Annotated in this window: 20 protein-coding genes; 2 read left to right on the top strand and 18 right to left on the bottom strand. The window is 43.3% G+C overall.

The features are described 5' to 3' along the window. Positions 1 to 12: 12 nt before the first annotated feature. From ICN23_RS05895 to ICN23_RS05870, 6 genes are read right to left on the bottom strand one after another with little or no spacing between them, the layout of a single operon-like run. Positions 13 to 774 (bottom strand): glycosyltransferase family 2 protein, encoded by a 762-nt coding sequence (locus ICN23_RS05895; protein WP_216231303.1) that lies wholly within the window; start codon positions 772 to 774, stop codon positions 13 to 15. A 9-nt stretch (positions 775 to 783) separates the two neighbouring features. Continuing rightward, positions 784 to 1563, bottom strand: a complete 780-nt coding sequence (locus ICN23_RS05890; RefSeq protein ID WP_216231302.1) for a hypothetical protein — start codon at positions 1561 to 1563, stop codon at positions 784 to 786. Between the two features lie 40 nt (positions 1564 to 1603). Further along, positions 1604 to 3019, bottom strand: a complete 1416-nt coding sequence (locus ICN23_RS05885; RefSeq protein WP_216231301.1) for an O-antigen ligase family protein — start codon at positions 3017 to 3019, stop codon at positions 1604 to 1606. A 9-nt stretch (positions 3020 to 3028) separates the two neighbouring features. Further along, positions 3029 to 4006 (bottom strand): NAD-dependent epimerase/dehydratase family protein, encoded by a 978-nt coding sequence (locus tag ICN23_RS05880; RefSeq protein ID WP_216231300.1) that lies wholly within the window; start codon positions 4004 to 4006, stop codon positions 3029 to 3031. A gap of 32 nt (positions 4007 to 4038) precedes the next feature. Beyond that, entirely contained in the window at positions 4039 to 5181 is a 1143-nt protein-coding gene (gmd, locus tag ICN23_RS05875; protein WP_216231299.1) for a GDP-mannose 4,6-dehydratase, read from the bottom strand. 5 nt (positions 5182 to 5186) lie between these two features. Then, complete coding sequence (locus ICN23_RS05870) at positions 5187 to 6671, bottom strand: mannose-1-phosphate guanylyltransferase/mannose-6-phosphate isomerase (RefSeq protein ID WP_216231298.1); 1485 nt, start codon at positions 6669 to 6671, stop codon at positions 5187 to 5189. Positions 6672 to 6857: 186 nt separating this feature from the next. Here ICN23_RS05870 and ICN23_RS05865 point away from each other — a divergent pair, with 186 nt between their 5' ends. After that, entirely contained in the window at positions 6858 to 6998 is a 141-nt protein-coding gene (locus ICN23_RS05865) for a hypothetical protein (protein ID WP_215360845.1), read from the top strand. 27 nt (positions 6999 to 7025) lie between these two features. Here the strand turns inward: ICN23_RS05865 and ICN23_RS05860 are convergent, their stop codons facing one another. The 9 genes from ICN23_RS05860 to ICN23_RS05820 form a co-directional block, all read right to left on the bottom strand. Further along, entirely contained in the window at positions 7026 to 7568 is a 543-nt protein-coding gene (locus ICN23_RS05860; protein WP_216231297.1) for an HPP family protein, read from the bottom strand. Between the two features lie 124 nt (positions 7569 to 7692). Beyond that, entirely contained in the window at positions 7693 to 8001 is a 309-nt protein-coding gene (locus ICN23_RS05855; protein WP_215360842.1) for a high-potential iron-sulfur protein, read from the bottom strand. Positions 8002 to 8179: 178 nt separating this feature from the next. Beyond that, positions 8180 to 8404, bottom strand: a complete 225-nt coding sequence (locus ICN23_RS05850; protein ID WP_216231938.1) for a hypothetical protein — start codon at positions 8402 to 8404, stop codon at positions 8180 to 8182. Next, positions 8404 to 9354 (bottom strand): hypothetical protein, encoded by a 951-nt coding sequence (locus tag ICN23_RS05845; protein WP_216231296.1) that lies wholly within the window; start codon positions 9352 to 9354, stop codon positions 8404 to 8406. Before ICN23_RS05845 ends, ICN23_RS05850 begins: the two co-directional genes overlap by 1 nt. A gap of 4 nt (positions 9355 to 9358) precedes the next feature. Then, complete coding sequence (folE, locus tag ICN23_RS05840) at positions 9359 to 10123, bottom strand: GTP cyclohydrolase I (RefSeq protein WP_255532713.1); 765 nt, start codon at positions 10121 to 10123, stop codon at positions 9359 to 9361. 66 nt (positions 10124 to 10189) lie between these two features. Then, positions 10190 to 10561, bottom strand: a complete 372-nt coding sequence (locus ICN23_RS05835) for an MAPEG family protein (protein ID WP_216231295.1) — start codon at positions 10559 to 10561, stop codon at positions 10190 to 10192. A 21-nt stretch (positions 10562 to 10582) separates the two neighbouring features. Next, a complete protein-coding gene (gene plsY / locus ICN23_RS05830; RefSeq protein WP_216231294.1) occupies positions 10583 to 11215 on the bottom strand; it encodes a glycerol-3-phosphate 1-O-acyltransferase PlsY in 633 nt (210 codons plus the stop codon). Between the two features lie 59 nt (positions 11216 to 11274). After that, complete coding sequence (xerD, locus tag ICN23_RS05825) at positions 11275 to 12201, bottom strand: site-specific tyrosine recombinase XerD (protein ID WP_216231293.1); 927 nt, start codon at positions 12199 to 12201, stop codon at positions 11275 to 11277. Continuing rightward, on the bottom strand, positions 12194 to 12679 hold the full coding sequence (locus ICN23_RS05820) for a YajQ family cyclic di-GMP-binding protein (RefSeq protein ID WP_216231292.1): 486 nt from the start codon (positions 12677 to 12679) through the stop codon (positions 12194 to 12196). The genes xerD and ICN23_RS05820 overlap by 8 nt, the downstream gene beginning before the upstream one ends. Positions 12680 to 12810: 131 nt before the next feature. Here ICN23_RS05820 and murB point away from each other — a divergent pair, with 131 nt between their 5' ends. Beyond that, positions 12811 to 13848 (top strand): UDP-N-acetylmuramate dehydrogenase, encoded by a 1038-nt coding sequence (murB, locus tag ICN23_RS05815; protein ID WP_216231291.1) that lies wholly within the window; start codon positions 12811 to 12813, stop codon positions 13846 to 13848. A 4-nt stretch (positions 13849 to 13852) separates the two neighbouring features. On the opposite strand, the gene ICN23_RS05810 is transcribed toward murB, so the two are convergent. Genes ICN23_RS05810 through xseA form a run of 3 tightly spaced genes read right to left on the bottom strand, consistent with a single transcriptional unit; the run spans position 13853 to position 15626 of the window. Beyond that, positions 13853 to 14116: a Txe/YoeB family addiction module toxin gene (locus ICN23_RS05810; RefSeq protein WP_216231290.1), complete on the bottom strand. Its 264-nt coding sequence runs from the start codon at positions 14114 to 14116 to the stop codon at positions 13853 to 13855. Further along, positions 14113 to 14355, bottom strand: coding sequence for a type II toxin-antitoxin system Phd/YefM family antitoxin (locus ICN23_RS05805; RefSeq protein ID WP_215360829.1), 243 nt, complete (start codon positions 14353 to 14355; stop codon positions 14113 to 14115). Before ICN23_RS05805 ends, ICN23_RS05810 begins: the two co-directional genes overlap by 4 nt. 59 nt (positions 14356 to 14414) lie before the next feature. Further along, entirely contained in the window at positions 14415 to 15626 is a 1212-nt protein-coding gene (gene xseA, locus ICN23_RS05800; protein ID WP_216231289.1) for an exodeoxyribonuclease VII large subunit, read from the bottom strand. Positions 15627 to 15851 lie beyond the last annotated feature (225 nt).

The raw sequence follows: 15851 nt of genomic DNA, 5'->3' as shown, positions 1-15851 counted from the left end.
GTCTTCTTATTGTTATGGAAAAATGTTTTGCCATTTTTTTCTAAAATAGGCTGTATTGCGCTCATGAAGAGTAAGGGTGTCAATCGTTTTACCCAAGTACCGTATATCAACTTTATAAGCGCTAACCCCATGATGATGATAGTGCTTAATAGGCGCCCGAGTATCAACGACACACCTTAATCCAGCGGCACGAATACGGTAACTCATATCAATTTCTTCGCATCCTGCTGGAGAGTAATTCACATCAAAACCCCCTAGCTCATGAAATGTTGATGAGCGCATTAAAAAACAGAAGCCTAATACCGCATCAACATCAACTGGCTTATCACTTTCTGCATATTCATAATGAGCGCAATCCCGCCAGAAAGAACCTGATGGGCCAATTTCACCAATCTTAGGATCAGCCAATAACTGCTCATATAGACTTTCAAGAGCCCCGACGCCGATAGAGACATCATCATTTAGATAACAAAGTACTTTGGAATCGGCTAATTGAGCACCCATATTCCAAGAACGTGCAACGCCCACATTTTCACTATTGATGCAATAACGGGTTACTTGTGGGTGAGACATCACAAATTGCTTTAATTCTGGGTCATCTCCATTGCACACGATGATAATTTCATGGGGTATGCGTACATTCTTTTGAATATCTGCCAAGGTATCTTTAATTGTTTGTCGTGGCATAAAAAATCGCTTGGGATTAATTGGGCGCGATAAATTAAGTACCGGAATAATGATGCTAATAAGAGGGGTTTCGTTTGCGATATTCATGTTGATTAATTACCTCATAAAATCTGAATAGAAATTTTCTGGCAACGTATCTTTTTGCAGATGTGCAGAAAATGAATTTAAAGGCACCCCCAATGTTCGCCTTGGACTAAGCAAAGCATGCATTCTTGATAATAATTGGGCGGCAAAAATGGTTTTTGCAGTTCTTAAGGAAAATTCTTTTGGTCCCGTTAAATAAATCCATGCATGAAAATCTCTTGGTGTGTTAAAGCCCGTATTTACCAGATTCCAAATCCATGAATCCATACGCATGGTTTTAGCGTGCACTCCAAAAGTCATAGTGGTAGAGTTGGTGGTTCTCCAAATAGCGCTGACGCCTCTAAAGATTTGGGTTACCTCTGATAGAGGTCCTTTGGGCACGAGTGGATTAGTGTTAGGAGAGTTAATGCCGTACTTATCGGGATGATCGTACAAAGTAACGTAGTTAAAATACTTTAATCCCTCCTCTAGAGCCTGGGCAGAGCCTGCTCTATGCAAATAGTCATCCTCAACAAAATAAATTAAATCATCATCCGCCAAAGAGGGAAGCTCGTTATTTAACAAATATTTAAAAGACCCACAATTACCCAAGCTAGTACGCACCAATTTATAGAAATTTTTCTTTTCTAAAATCTCGTAAATCAAATCATCGCAGTTATCGGCAATACAGACCATCCTGTAATCAGGAAAATAACTTAAGAGATTATCCAAGCAATCCATCTTAGAAAACCCATCTAGCCTAGGCTTATCATTTGATTTGCTGGTAATTCGATAGAAAAGGTATTTATTCATAGGTTATGTCTGAATATCGAGCAAAGATATCTCTACGCTATTACTCAGCTACCAGCTTTGGCGAGGCAGTTTTCATTGATGTGCCAGCATTCAAGCCACCCGCCAAGCAAATCCAGAAGATAAGCGCTGCAAAAGTGACGGTGGCTGATACTTCGGTGGTGCACCATAAAAGTAAATTGGCTAACAAGGGCCAAAATACCAGCAGGGATTCGTACCCCCCTCTGAGGAGATATGAATTTTTAATTGCTAGCAATAGCGCCCCAAGGATCAAAAAGAATCCAGGAAAGCCAATTGCTAAAATAACATCCAACCAACCGCTATGGCTGTGGGAAAGGCTAGAGCCGACATCTGGCCATCGGACTTTTGCTAATTTTGCAAATGAATCCTCGACTAGGCCATAGCCCATAGGGTTTTCAATCGCTAACTTGATACCGGCATATGCCCAAGCAGCCCGTTGATAATTAGTTGCAGAAACCATTGCGCCGTTTTCATTCAAAGGAAAGTTATATTTGATTTCATCCTTCCAATTTGGATATTTTTCTATCTGCAAGCCAATCTTAGTATCTGTAACTAGCGTTCTCCATGAATCATTTTTACTCACATTTACAATAATTCCTGAAATGAGAATTGCAAATGCAATCAAAATTCCAGCAATTTTTTTCCAAGTTAGTCTTGAAATATGTCTTGCGCAAAAAATCATCCCGAAAATAATAAATAACAATGCTGCATACACCATGCCATTTTTAATATTTTGAGCTGCAAATAAAAATAGTGTGCCGCTGATAATTAAAATTTGGGCAACAAGATTTAACAAATCTTTTAGGCGCCAAGAGCCTTCAATATCCGATAGCCGAATTAAAGAACCCAGTGCAACTGAAAATGCGGGCAGACAGAAAGCTACATAGTCTGTTTTAGGTACATAAAATGGCTGGGAGAAGCTGTAAACCTGCATAGAAACTGGAATATCTAATCCATAAACACGGCCAACCATAGTAAGCACGTATTTAACAAGGTAAATAATGCAAGGTGTACATAGACCAAAGTAGATTAAAAACCAATAACGTACTGATTCTTGCTTGCTTGAGTGAATTAACGATAAACCCAATCCTGTTGCCATAACAGCACCGATAGCAGCATATTTCCAAATTCGGAAATACTCGATGTATTGCAGCGGGAAATTTGAACTTAAAAAAAATAGATGAAAAGTAGCCCAACCGAACAAAGCAATCATTAACCAAATTGGTAATGCTGATTTTTGAAGAAGTGCTTTTCTGTATTGATAAATCGAATAGGCGCCAAAGATAGCCCCTGTTGCCAAGGCTGTATTGCGAAACCCAACAATCTCCGGAAGAATCCACACCGCATATAGCACTACGAATGCAGAACATTGAACCCAAATCACCCAACTTGGCAGACTTGATTCTTGGTGTGATGATTGAGTGATGGTTTGAGTCATTAAAACAAATTAGTGGCGGTGATTTTTCTGAAAATCAGCGTATGCAAGCACTAACCCTGTTTCTAGATCAAATTGCGCTTGCCAACCTAGCTGATTTAATTTGCTGGAGTCCATTTGTTTTCTAGGAGTGCCATCTGGTTTGGTGGGGTCTGTCTTGATCATGCCCTCATACCCAACTACTTTAGCCACTGCTTCAGCTAACTCCAAAATAGTGATGTCACTTCCGTAACCAACATTAATATGACTTTCCATCGGCTCGATATTTTGGTCGTAGATTGGCTTTGGCATATCCATCACAAAAACTGATGCGGCAGCCATATCATCTACATATAGAAATTCACGCTTGGGAGTGCCCGTGCCCCAAATCACCACCTCAGGTGCATTACTTATTTTTGCCTCATGAAAACGTCTAATCAATGCAGGTATGACATGACTATTTTCAGGATGGTAATTGTCTCCAGGACCATAGAGATTGGTAGGCATTACAGAGCGATAATCAATTCCATGTGAGTTACCGTATTGACGGTTATAGCTTTCACATAATTTAATGCCAGCAATTTTTGCAATGGCATAGGGCTCATTGGTTGACTCTAACTTACCCGTCAGAAGTGCATTTTCTGACATGGGTTGTGGCGCAAGCTTTGGATAGATACAGCTTGAACCTAAAAATAGGAGTTTCTTCACACCATTTTCGAACGCCTGATGAACAATATTGGCTTCCATCATCAGGTTTTGATATATGAATTCCGCTGGGAAAGTATTGTTGGCATGTATGCCGCCGACTTTAGCTGCAGCCAAATACACTTGATCAGGCTTTTCTTCTATAAAAAACTGAGCTACTGCTGCTTGATTGGTTAAATCTAACTCGCTATGGGTTTTACCAACAATATTATGAAAGCCTTTGCTCTTTAAATTTCGGACGATGGCTGAGCCCACCATACCCCTATGGCCAGCTACATAGATTTTTTGATTTAAATCTAGAGTCACTATTTACCCACTCCAAAATTCATTTTTGGCATTTAACTTTCCTTGCCAACCGACACACTATGACCATGCTGCAGTAATAGCGCATGTTGCTTAGCTTGATCAAGGTCATTAGCCACCATCTCAACAATCATTTGATCGAGGGTGATTTCGGGAACCCAGCCTAGCTTTGCCTTTGCTTTGGCAGGATTTCCTAAAAGAGTCTCTACTTCAGTCGGACGGTAATAACGAGGATCAATTTGCACAATCACATCGCCCACTTTGAGAGCTGGTGCTTTATCGCCTTCAATCGCTGCTACGATGGCTTTTTCATTTTCGGCAACGCCCTCGAACTTGAGCGTGATACCCAATTGTTTAGCGCTACGGGTAATAAATTCACGCACTGTAAATTGCACCCCTGTAGCAATCACAAAATCATCGGGCTGCTCTTGTTGCAGCATCAGCCATTGCATGCGGACATAGTCTTTTGCATGACCCCAGTCACGCAGGGCATCAATATTACCCATGTAGAGACACTTCTCTAACCCTTGCGCAATATTCGCCAAACCACGAGTCACCTTGCGAGTTACAAAGGTTTCACCACGACGCTTGGATTCATGATTAAACAAGATGCCATTACAAGCATAAATGCCATAGGCTTCACGATAGTTCACGGTAATCCAGTACGCATACATTTTGGCAACTGCGTAAGGACTGCGTGGATAAAACGGCGTGGTCTCTGTTTGCGGGATTTCTTGTACCAAGCCGTATAACTCTGAGGTGGATGCTTGATAAAAACGGGTTTTCTTTTCAAGACCCAAAATTCGTATTGCCTCCAATATCCTTAATGGGCCTATAGCATCAACATCCGCCGTATATTCAGGCGACTCAAAAGACACCGCTACATGGGACTGTGCGCCCAAGTTATAAATCTCGTCGGGCTGTGATTCTTGAATAATGCGTACCAAGTTACTGGTATCAGTTAAGTCGCCGTAATGCAGAATCAAATCTTGATGATCGATATGTGGATCTTGATAAATATGATCAATACGCTCAGTATTGAAAGATGATGCGCGGCGTTTAATACCATGAACGATGTAACCCTTTTCCAGCAAAAACTCAGCAAGGTAGGAACCATCTTGTCCTGTAATGCCTGTAATGAGGGCTACTTTTTGTTTGCTATTGGCTTGACTGGTCATATTGATTAATTTCTTCCGTATGTATCTTCGAAGCGAATAATGTCGTCTTCACCTAAATAACTACCCGACTGCACTTCAATAATCTCCAGGGGCTCAGAGCCACGATTAGCCAAACGATGTGTTTGCCCTTGAGGAATATAAGTACTTTGATTTTCATGGAGAGTGATGACTTGATCACCATTAGTGATTTCAGCGATCCCTTTCACCACAATCCAATGCTCTGCGCGGTGATGATGCATTTGTAAAGAAAGGCTGGCACCTGGTTTGACCTGAATGCGCTTTACTTTAAAGCGCTCGCCTTCATCCACACTGTCATACCAGCCCCAGGGTCTAGCAACCTTGCGATGCAGACTTTTCTCTTCCCGCTTTTGTGATTCCAGCTGATTCACAATGTTTTTAACATCTTGGCTATTTTTGCGATCAGCTACTAGTACTGCGTCTGCTGTTTCAACGATGATGAGATTTTCAACCCCAACAGCACTTACCAAACGGCTGTTGGCGTGCACCAAGGAGTTCTTTGAATTGGTTAGCAATGTATCGCCACTGGTCACGTTGCCATCTTGGTCTTGTTTGCCTACTTGCCAGACAGCATCCCAAGCACCGAGATCATTCCAACCGGCATCTAATTCCACCATCTTGATGTTGTATTGACCGCCTTGACTATTCGGACACTTTTCAATCACCGCATAGTCAATCGACTCACTTGGAATCGACATAAACTCCTCTTTGCCTGGGCGAATAAATTGCACGCCGTCGGCCTGATCTTCAGACTTAGCTTGCCATGCTTTTTGTGAAGCATCATAAATATCACCACGATATTCCCTGAGGGCTGCAAGCCATGTACTGGCTTTGAGAACAAACATACCGCTGTTCCAAAGATAGCCTCCATCAGCCAAATAACTTTGTGCAGTCTGGCTATCTGGCTTTTCTACAAAGCGATCGACTACAAATGCATTATGTTGATCTTTTGCGCCAGAGCGCTGAATATATCCATAGCCTGTTTCAGGCGCAGTAGGTGTGATACCCAAGATAGCAATACTTTGTTTATTTGTTTCAACCACTGAAATGCAATCTTGCAACGCTTTAGTAAAGGCCGCAGGATTTTGAATCGTTTGATCTGCTGGTGTAATCACCAAAATAGGATCTTGATCTTGAGCTAACTGCTGAGCACAAAAAGCAGCCATGCTTAATGCAGGCGCTGTGTTACGACCAACTGGTTCTAGCAATAAAGTCGCGTGAACTGATTTCATTTCACGTAATTGATCCAGCACTAAGAATCGGTGGTCTTCATTAGTGACTACCAAGGTATTGCCGAGTGTAATTTTTGCACTAGCAACAGAATTGATGCGCTCTACCGCTTGTTGAAAAAGGCTTTGAGATGAGCCATCGCCAGAGAGAACCAAAAATTGCTTTGGAAAGCCCGAACGGGACAAAGGCCAAAGCCGAGTACCGGAGCCGCCGCAAAGAATGACTGGAATCACTAAAGCCATGAAATTGAAAGCAATGGATATGCTTTTTATAAATAAAAGTAGATTTTAAAGGGTTTATGGCCCCTCTTTAGCAAAGCTTGGGAATTTATTAAAATCCCAAAAAGCGCCAGCCAAGAGCACAATGGCGCTGTATCGCAGATTGAATTTCAAACAATAACAATAGAAATCACTACAGGAGCTATCACTATGAGCAATATCCCTAAAATTAACTTACGCAATTCCTTAACTGAATGCGGTCAATCTATCCGCAAAGAGAATGCCGGCAAGTTCCAAAACTACGCTATTTTGGACTGCAAAGCCTCTATTGCTGCAGGCAAAATCAAATAACAAAAAAACAAAGGGCCCTTTAGAAATCTATCTAGGCGGCCTATTAGGGTAAGGTTTACCGGTCAGATTGCTGTAAACCGCCCCAGCCAGAATCAACAGAACCGAGTCCACCATCACTGGGAAAAAGGCATAGCGATAGCTGCCGATATGCCCTAGCACCACAATCAAAGAGACGGCTGCAGCTGGTGGGTGCAGACAGCGCAATACAAACATCCCGAGAATAGATAGCGCAGCTGCCGCAGGTAGTGCCAACAATGGCTGTCCAATGAGATGAAAACAGCTAATTCCGACTAGTGCAGATAGCGTATTGCCAGCGATTACTGCCCAAGGTTGTGCCATAGGGCTACCCGGCAGAGCAAACACCAATAAAGCGCTTGCTCCCAAGGATGCCATGAGCCATTCATCTACACCGCTCAGCTCGCCAAGGTATTTAGCGATAGTGAACACTAACATAAGACCAATAAAAGCACCCAATACCGAGCGCATTTTCTCCAACCAACTCACAGGCGGTTGATCACCACCCAAATAAAAAAGAAGGTCTTTTAAAAAACGCTTATTGGACTGCTTCATTCAAATTCCTTGGCGTACTTAGCGGTTGAGCGTAATAAAAAAGGCTGCTAGAGGGAACTAAGCAGCCTTTTTTATTTTCCGAGCCTTTTAAAGACTCAGATTTCATGCGCTAGCAAAAGGTGAATTAAGCCTTCTTAGCGTAAGCAGAGCACCAGCCTGGACCAGCCACTTGCTTGCCAGCAAATAATGAGCAACCACCAGCTGGAGAGCCAGGCTTACCTTGGTACAAAGCACAGTTATCGCACTTTTGACCAGCGGCATATTTTGGAAACTTTGCCTTGTCTACTTTAGAAGCATCTGCTTTGTAACCCAATGCAGCAGCTTGTGGATCGGTTTCAGCAACCATTGCTTGAGCTTGAACTTTACCGTTCAATGCCAATGTACAGGCACCAGCAGCAGACAAAATCATAAATTGGCGACGACTATTTTTCATGGATTCTCCAAAAATAAAACAGTGATGAGTATGTAAACGCACTGGGCTGCAATGCGTAACTTTGAAAACTGAATTGATCATAGTGGAGAAGATTTAATCCAGCTACCGGTCACGTAAGCTTATGATTTATATCAGATTTTAGATGAGAATTGTTCTCAGAAAGAGATCAAATGAAAATCTACTTCCAACCCTTGAGTTTCATGCAACCAATCCACTGACGATAGTGAACACCAGACCCCTGCTCTGGGTAGTCTTCCTGGCATTCTTTTAAATCTTTGTTGTAAGTTGGCTTATTGTTTTTAGCTGGATCAGAATTTTCCTTTGGAAAGCTTTCGCAACCAACAACAGATATACCCACTAACACCGGAAAAATGAGGGCTCTGTAGAGAGAAGATTTGTACATCACTTACTTACACCCTTAGTCGATGTCTTCATGTACGCGCCGTGATTGCCGCAGGCACGATTAAATGCTACTGCAGATAATGAATCTTTTGCAGCAATGGCGCCATTAGTAGCGCTCGATTTCTGAGCTGCCCCGGCAGCAGTCATTGCATATGAGTTATCTGAGCAGTTAGCCGTAAAAATATAGTCTGCTTGTTTAGATAAATTTTTATCTAGGTAATAAGCATTTATTCGAAGTTGGCGGATCTCTTTTTTACTATCTACGATAGTCACTTCATTATTAATGACTTCATAAAATATAGGCGGCTTAGCGTTACTGGGTTCAGTGACCTCTTCTTGCGCAAGAGTCACGATCTGCTTACCTTGTTTTTGCTCAAACACTTCTACTGTCGCTTTATTAGAGATCAGAGCTGGCAAGGCGCCATCTTGATATAAAAAATAATTGACGTTTTGATCGTCAATAAATTTACGCCCACACAAACGAGAGCGCACATAAGCCATCGCCGTGTTAGGTTTAATTTTGACCCAGCCAGAACCATTCACCGGCTTTGCATCGCCGACTAGCGGTCTTTGCGCAAGCAAGTCTTTGGTGTAGAGGGTTTCTGACCATTGATTATTGGTAAAGCAGTCTAGCTTCTGTAGATAGGGGCCAACGATTGTGGCATTAAATGTGGGCAGATTATTTTTTTCTCTCAGCGCAATATAAGCAGCAAAAGAAAGGACGCCATCCTCGTCTTCAATCAAAGTATAGGGATCATAGAACCAAGACTTTGTCTTGGATTCAGCCAATAAAATCCAAGTGCGATCTTTGAAGTCTTTTTGATTTAAAGGCGGGATATAAAAAAATGGGGACTCCATTTTTTCACTCGCCAATGTCTGATAGTCCTGTCTATTGGGCCCAATAGTACAACCCACGGCAAACAAAACAACCAGGATGAGAAGCTTTTTCATCTTCCTATTTTCTATCGATCAGCGCCAGAAACTCCCTACGCAGATTGGAGTCTTTCAAGAAAGCACCACGCATCACACTATTGATCATCTTCGAGTCGCGATCTTTTACACCACGCCACTGCATACAGAAGTGGTCAGCATCCATTACTACCGCAACACCAATCGGCTTGATTTTTTTCTCCAACATATCAGCCAATTCCACTACAGCCTCTTCCTGAATCTGCGGACGGCACATGACCCACTCAGTTAAACGTGAATACTTAGAGAGGCCGATCAAGGCAGATTCTTTGCTAGGCAGCACGCCGATCCAAATACGGCCCATGATCGGGCAGAGATGGTGAGAGCAGGCGCTACGCACAGTAATAGGCCCAATAATCATCAATTCGTTAAGGCGACTCACATTAGGGAACTTAGTCAAGGTAGGTTGGCCTACATAACGGCCATTAAACACTTCCTGGACATACATTTTGGCAACACGACGACTAGTATTTTTTGTGTTGTGATCATTTTCGGTATCAATGACCAAACTCTCCAGCACCGCTTGCATCTTCTCCGCAACCTCATCCACCAAACCCTCCAGTTCACCTGGTTGAATGAATGCTGAGATATTGTCGTTTGCATGAAAGCGCGCTTTTTGAGCTTCAATACGGCGACGTATCACCACCGACAAAGGTAAGCCAACATCATCTTTTTCTGATGCAGTCTTTTTAACGCTCACTACTTTCTTAGCAGGCTGTTTTTTTGCTACGGCTGGTTTTTTAATTGGCATAAGAAATAGTCTGTCTCGAATTTTTATTTATTGTTAAGCTTTATATAGTATTGATTATTGAAATTCTTAAATCTGAAAAAACATACTGACGACGCAGATAATGCCAATCGTCCAAACTATCGATCGCGTGGTAGGCCAATTGGCTACGTAGCAAATTAAGTAAGCGATTCTTGCTGCAACAAAACCCAATGCAAGGACATCAATTCTAGCTTGCGGGGCATTAGCAATGGAGGCAATGATTACAGCTGCAAAAAATAGTGGCAGAGACTCAAAGAGGTTGGCTTGTGCAGCATTCGCCCTCGCCCTAAAACCCGTTTGCTGGGCAAGCCATTGTCTAGGCAGGGCATTGTCATAACCCTCAAAGCCCTTTTTGGCTATACCTGCTGCAACATAGGGCAAAAGGCCCATAAAGAGAATGCAAGCATAAGCAATAGTCATATTTTGAGTATTTTGATTAAATTATTGACGAGTTTTTTTGGAGCCAATGCGGCTCTCAGTGCCATTGAGTAAATTTTGAATATTGCGGCGGTGACGCCAAATCAATAAGAAGCAGACAATGAGTAAGGCAATACCCATAGGTTGAAAGCCGAATAAAAAAACAAAATAGATGGGGCCAAAGATTGCAGCTGCTAATGCAGCCAATGACGAGTAGCGCATAAACATCGCCACAATGATCCAAGTACTTAGCGTCGCCAATCCCAAGACCCAATTAATCCCAAACAAAATACCGCAGGCAGTTGCAACGCCTTTCCCACCTTTAAAGCCATGAAATATCGGAAAGAGGTGACCCAGAAAAACAGCGATCACGACTCCGCACAGCAACCAAGAATTTAATGTTGAGGTTAACGACTCATCTCCCAACAAAACACGTGCGAGCATGACTGCCAAATATCCTTTGAGTGCATCACCGATTAAGGTCAACACTGCAGCTAATTTATTGCCTGTACGTAACACATTGGTTGCGCCTGGATTACCAGAACCATAGGAGTGAGGGTCAGGCAAGCGCATGCACTTACTCACCACTACCGCAAAAGAAATGGAGCCAATGAGATAGGCAATGGGGATTAATAGTAAATCGAGTGTCAATTCCATACCGCTATCTTAAACACTTATGAGTTTAGGCAGATTCCAAACCTTAGCCGGAAATGAGCTCATGAACCCCGGGGATGGTGCTGCTGATGAATGGATTTGAGTCTTTCCCTGGCCACATGGGTATAGATTTGGGTGGTAGAGATATCAGCATGCCCCAAAAGTAACTGCACCACCCTTAAATCAGCCCCGTGATTGAGTAAATGGGTGGCAAAAGCATGGCGCAAGGTATGGGGTGAGAGTGCCACTGAGATATTGGCCACTGTTGCATAGCGCTTAATCAAAGCCCAAAATGCCTGTCTAGTTAAACCTGTCCCCGTATGGCGACCGACAAAAACTGCATCGGTTGTTTTACCCTCTAATAATGGTGTACGCGCCTCGGCCAAGTACTTTCTTAGCCACTGCCCTGCTTCACCACCAAATGGCACTAAGCGCTCTTTACCACCTTTACCATTCACTACCCGCACGACACCTTCGTTTAAACCAAGTGCAACTGTTTTTAGTGAGACGATTTCTGAAACACGTAAGCCACTGGCATACATCAGCTCTAACATGGTGCGATCACGTAAACCTAAAGGCGTTTCGATATCAGGTGCATTGAGTAGTGCCGTTACTTGATCTTCGCTTAATGTTTTAGGAAAGCGCAATGCCTGCTTAGCCGCACGTAATCCCATACAAGGATCACTCTTGACTAAGTTCATACGCAAGGCATGACGATAGAAACGCTTAAAGACCGTTAGACGTCGATTGGCAGTGGTGGCTTTATCTGCTCTGCGATGCGCGATGTAAGCCGTGAGGTCTTTTTCTGTTACGCAGTAAAGATCGCCGCCAGACTCCTTGTAGAGCCATTGAGCTAAAAGGAGCAAGTCTCTACGGTATGCAGCTAGGCTATTTTGAGCAAGACCATCTTCTAACCAGCAAGCATCGCAGAAGCGCTCAATGGCTTCTTGGCTTGCTGGAGCTATTGCAGGTGACGCAACATTAGTCACGGAAATTATTAAAGCCCAATGGAGCTTCTGTTACTTCTTTTTTGAGCAGCGCCATTGTTTCTTGTAAGTCATCGCGCTTAGCACCAGTAACACGCACTGCATCACCCTGAATACTTGCTTGCACTTTGAGCTTGCTGTCTTTAATGATGCGCACCACTTTTTTAGATAAATCAGAAGTGATGCCTTTTTGAATCTTCATGGTTTGTTTACGCTTGTCACCACCAATCGTTTCTGTTTTGTCATCTTTGAGATAGCGCACATCCACATTGCGCTTCGCCATTTTTCCAATCAGAACATCGCGTACTTGACCCAACTTAAAGTCATCGTCGCCAAACAAAATGAGAGCTTCGTCTTTTTGCTCTACACGACTATCGGAGCCCTTAAAGTCGAAACGATTGCTAATTTCTTTATTCGATTGCTCAATCGCATTTTTGAGCTCAACCATGTCTGGTTCGCAAACAACGTCAAATGATGGCATCTCTACTCCTTCAATAATCTTGCTTATTTGGTTTAAGTTCTATTTTTGCGAATTTCTAGAGCTTATGGCCATAATTTTTGCTTTACACACAAAAAAATGGTTCTAGATTCGTTTACGAATAAGATTGTGGCATGACTCGCGCCCCAAATGCGTCCACTCTCGCTAAATTGACCCCAAATTTAGGGCTCAAGCACCGCAATACCTTTGGTCTTGATGCTGTAGCCGAGCTCGCTTATGAAATTAGCTCTCCCGAGCAAATTTTGGCTGCCATGTCAGAGATTGCCGCCCAAAAACTGCAATGGCGAGTATTGGGCGGTGGAAGTAATGTCATTTTGCCAAGCGTGCTTTCTGGCGCGACCCTCTTGATTAATATTCTGGGTCAAGAAATTCTTGCTAGCGATGAAGACGCTACCTATTTATCAGTTGGCGCTGGAGTGGGCTGGCACGAGCTAGTTGCCTGGACCCTAGAGAACAACCTCCCTGGTTTTGAAAACCTGGCTTTAATTCCGGGAACTGTTGGCGCTGCCCCTATACAAAATATTGGCGCTTATGGGGTTGAGGTCGGCGAATACATTGATCGCATCGAAGCGTTTGATGCCAAAGTTCATGCCTTTGTCACCCTTCCAAAAGAGGCATGCCACTTTGCGTATCGCGATAGCCACTTTAAGCAAAATCCCGGGCACTTTATCGTGACAAAGGTCGTTTTTAAGATGCCTAAAGCTTGGCAAGCTCGCATTCATTACGCAGACCTTGCTAAGCAATTTCCTTCAAAGGCCAATCCCAGTCCGGAAGACATCTTCCTCGCTGTGTGCAAAATTCGCACGCAGAAACTCCCCGATCCAAAAGTGATTGGTAATGCCGGCAGCTTTTTTCAAAATCCGGTTATTCCGAACGAGCAATATGAGACTCTTCTCAAGACTTATCCCGGCTTAGTTTCTTATCCTGACCTGCCCGGTAAGCGGAAGTTAGCGGCAGGCTGGCTGATAGATCAATGTGGTTTTAAAGGTAAACGTATGGGTGCTGTTGGCGTATATGAAAACCAAGCATTGGTCCTAGTCAATCATGGCGGCGGTACAGCTCAAGATATTTTAGGCCTTGCTAAATGCATTAAAGACAAAGTGCACGACCAATTTGGTGTGACTCTGCAGATAGAGCCCAATATTTTTTGAGCGCTTAATCGTAGTGAGTCCACATTCTCAATATTCGAACTGTTTTTTCTTTACGAAAAACTTCATAAACTAAACGATGTTGTATATTGATTCGACGAGAATACGCGCCCTTTAAATCTCCTACTAATTTCTCGTAAGGCGGTGGATTTTGCAGTGGATCTGCCTCTAATACTTTAAGCAAAGACTGCGCTTTTTCTTTTAATCCAGCGGCAGATAATTTTTTGGCATCTTTTATTGCATACTTGGAAAATACTAAATTCCAAGTCACCACTTCAATACCCTTTTACTCTTTGATAAGGGTTCTGCCATCGCATCTTTAATAGACTCACGCATTCCAGGTATCGCCATAAGATATAGCGTCTCCTGAATTGCACTCCAGTCCTCCTCAGAAATCAGCACAGCGTTAGCCCGCTTTCCGGAAATCGTCACAGGCTTATGAGACTCTGCTGCCTGATCAATCAAGCGATAAAGCCCTGCTCTAGCTTCACTTGCGGTAATAGTTGTCATAATGGCCTCCAGACCAAAGAGTACGTAAAAACGTACTCTTTGTCAAGACCACAGCATGACTATTCTCTGAGCACCTCTGAGAATTGGACCTCTGCTTGGCCCTCAGCTAGCTTTATCTTAAATACGTGCTCTATATTGAGCTCGCTTGGATCACGCACTGCATGTAGTTGGTCTTTTTCTTTACTCAATATCACCGCATATCCCCGCTCCAGGGTTCGCTGAGGATTTAACATCTCCAACTGTGATTGGTAATGCGTTTGATTGCGATTCCAGTTTTCCATGCGCACAGACCAGGCTTGGTTTAGGCGTTGTTGCCAACCCTGTATTTGCTCACGCATACGATCCGGATTAGGCAAAGCATGACTAAGTCGCAGGGCTAATTGATCTAAGGTTTGTGCTTCACGTTCAACGCGTTGATGAATACGCTGCAACAAAGCTTGCATGATGGCATCTAACTCTTGCAACATTTGATCTCTTCTTGGTGCCGCCAACTCTGCCGCTCCAGTTGGAGTGGGTGCACGTAGATCAGCAACAAAATCTGCAATCGTGAAATCAGTCTCATGACCAACACCACTCACTACTGGTATCGATGATTCTGCAATTGCATACGCCAGTTGCTCGTCATTAAATGCCCATAGATCTTCAATGCTGCCGCCACCACGTACTAGCAAAATCACATCTACTGCATTTTCTTTTTGGGCAGCTTTTAATGCATTCATCATTCCGGCGGGTGCATCCGGTCCTTGCACAAGCGTTGGATAAATCACAACCGGAATATGTGGCGCTCTTCTTACTAATGTACTCAAGACATCTTTTAGCGCTGCGGCTTGAGGAGATGTGATGATGCCAATTGATCTAGGATGCGTTGGAATCTCTCGTTTACGGTCCTCATCAAATAAGCCCTCTTTGGCAAGTTTGGCTTTGAGCTTTAAGAATGCTTCGTATAAACCACCCATGCCCGCACGGCGCAAGGTTTGAATGGTCAGTTGTATATCGCCGCGTGGAACGTACAAACCAAGATTGGCGCTGACCTCAACCAAATCCCCTGATTGCGGCATGAACCCGACTTGGCCATTACGACCTCGGAACATTACGCAGCGAATTTGACCTTCCTCGTCTTTTAAGGAGAAATACCAGTGCCCGCTGTCATAGGCCTTGAAGTTAGAAATCTCCCCGCTGACCCACACCGTATCAAAGCGGTCCTCTAAAGAGGCTGCAATGGCGCGGTTGAGATCACCAACACTCAGAATTTCTCTTGATATTTCCGACATTTTTTCTCTTTAATCCTGCATCCATCTGGCTTGGGCACCAATAAATATCCACAGACCCCCATACACCCTAGGTTGAATACTCATAAGTAAGTAATTACTGACCCAAAACGTCTCATAAATCCAACACTGATAAACTAAGTTATTGATTTATATGAGAATTAATCATCCCAAAAAATTCAATACCAGCCTATTTATTGCACAACTCACGATCAATCAAGGACTTAC

Origin of the sequence: Polynucleobacter sp. MWH-Jannik1A5, assembly GCF_018881795.1 — a bacterium.
Taxonomy (GTDB): domain Bacteria; phylum Pseudomonadota; class Gammaproteobacteria; order Burkholderiales; family Burkholderiaceae; genus Polynucleobacter.
This window is presented reverse-complemented; position numbering and strand designations above follow the sequence as displayed.

Coding starts and splice junctions, on each gene's coding strand:
- ICN23_RS05820 (WP_216231292.1), bottom strand. CDS start 12,679: ATGCCATCATTTGACGTTGTTTGCGAACCAGACATGGTTGAGCTCAAA.
- ICN23_RS05885 (WP_216231301.1), bottom strand. CDS start 3,019: ATGACTCAAACCATCACTCAATCATCACACCAAGAATCAAGTCTGCCA.
- ICN23_RS05850 (WP_216231938.1), bottom strand. CDS start 8,404: ATGTACAAATCTTCTCTCTACAGAGCCCTCATTTTTCCGGTGTTAGTG.
- folE (WP_255532713.1), bottom strand. CDS start 10,123: ATGCCAATTAAAAAACCAGCCGTAGCAAAAAAACAGCCTGCTAAGAAA.
- ICN23_RS05870 (WP_216231298.1), bottom strand. CDS start 6,671: ATGGCTTTAGTGATTCCAGTCATTCTTTGCGGCGGCTCCGGTACTCGG.
- ICN23_RS05835 (WP_216231295.1), bottom strand. CDS start 10,561: ATGACTATTGCTTATGCTTGCATTCTCTTTATGGGCCTTTTGCCCTAT.
- ICN23_RS05895 (WP_216231303.1), bottom strand. CDS start 774: ATGAATATCGCAAACGAAACCCCTCTTATTAGCATCATTATTCCGGTA.
- ICN23_RS05805 (WP_215360829.1), bottom strand. CDS start 14,355: ATGACAACTATTACCGCAAGTGAAGCTAGAGCAGGGCTTTATCGCTTG.
- plsY (WP_216231294.1), bottom strand. CDS start 11,215: ATGGAATTGACACTCGATTTACTATTAATCCCCATTGCCTATCTCATT.
- gmd (WP_216231299.1), bottom strand. CDS start 5,181: ATGACCAGTCAAGCCAATAGCAAACAAAAAGTAGCCCTCATTACAGGC.
- xseA (WP_216231289.1), bottom strand. CDS start 15,626: ATGTCGGAAATATCAAGAGAAATTCTGAGTGTTGGTGATCTCAACCGC.
- ICN23_RS05845 (WP_216231296.1), bottom strand. CDS start 9,354: ATGAAAAAGCTTCTCATCCTGGTTGTTTTGTTTGCCGTGGGTTGTACT.
- murB (WP_216231291.1), top strand. CDS start 12,811: ATGACTCGCGCCCCAAATGCGTCCACTCTCGCTAAATTGACCCCAAAT.
- ICN23_RS05855 (WP_215360842.1), bottom strand. CDS start 8,001: ATGAAAAATAGTCGTCGCCAATTTATGATTTTGTCTGCTGCTGGTGCC.
- ICN23_RS05865 (WP_215360845.1), top strand. CDS start 6,858: ATGAGCAATATCCCTAAAATTAACTTACGCAATTCCTTAACTGAATGC.
- ICN23_RS05890 (WP_216231302.1), bottom strand. CDS start 1,563: ATGAATAAATACCTTTTCTATCGAATTACCAGCAAATCAAATGATAAG.
- ICN23_RS05860 (WP_216231297.1), bottom strand. CDS start 7,568: ATGAAGCAGTCCAATAAGCGTTTTTTAAAAGACCTTCTTTTTTATTTG.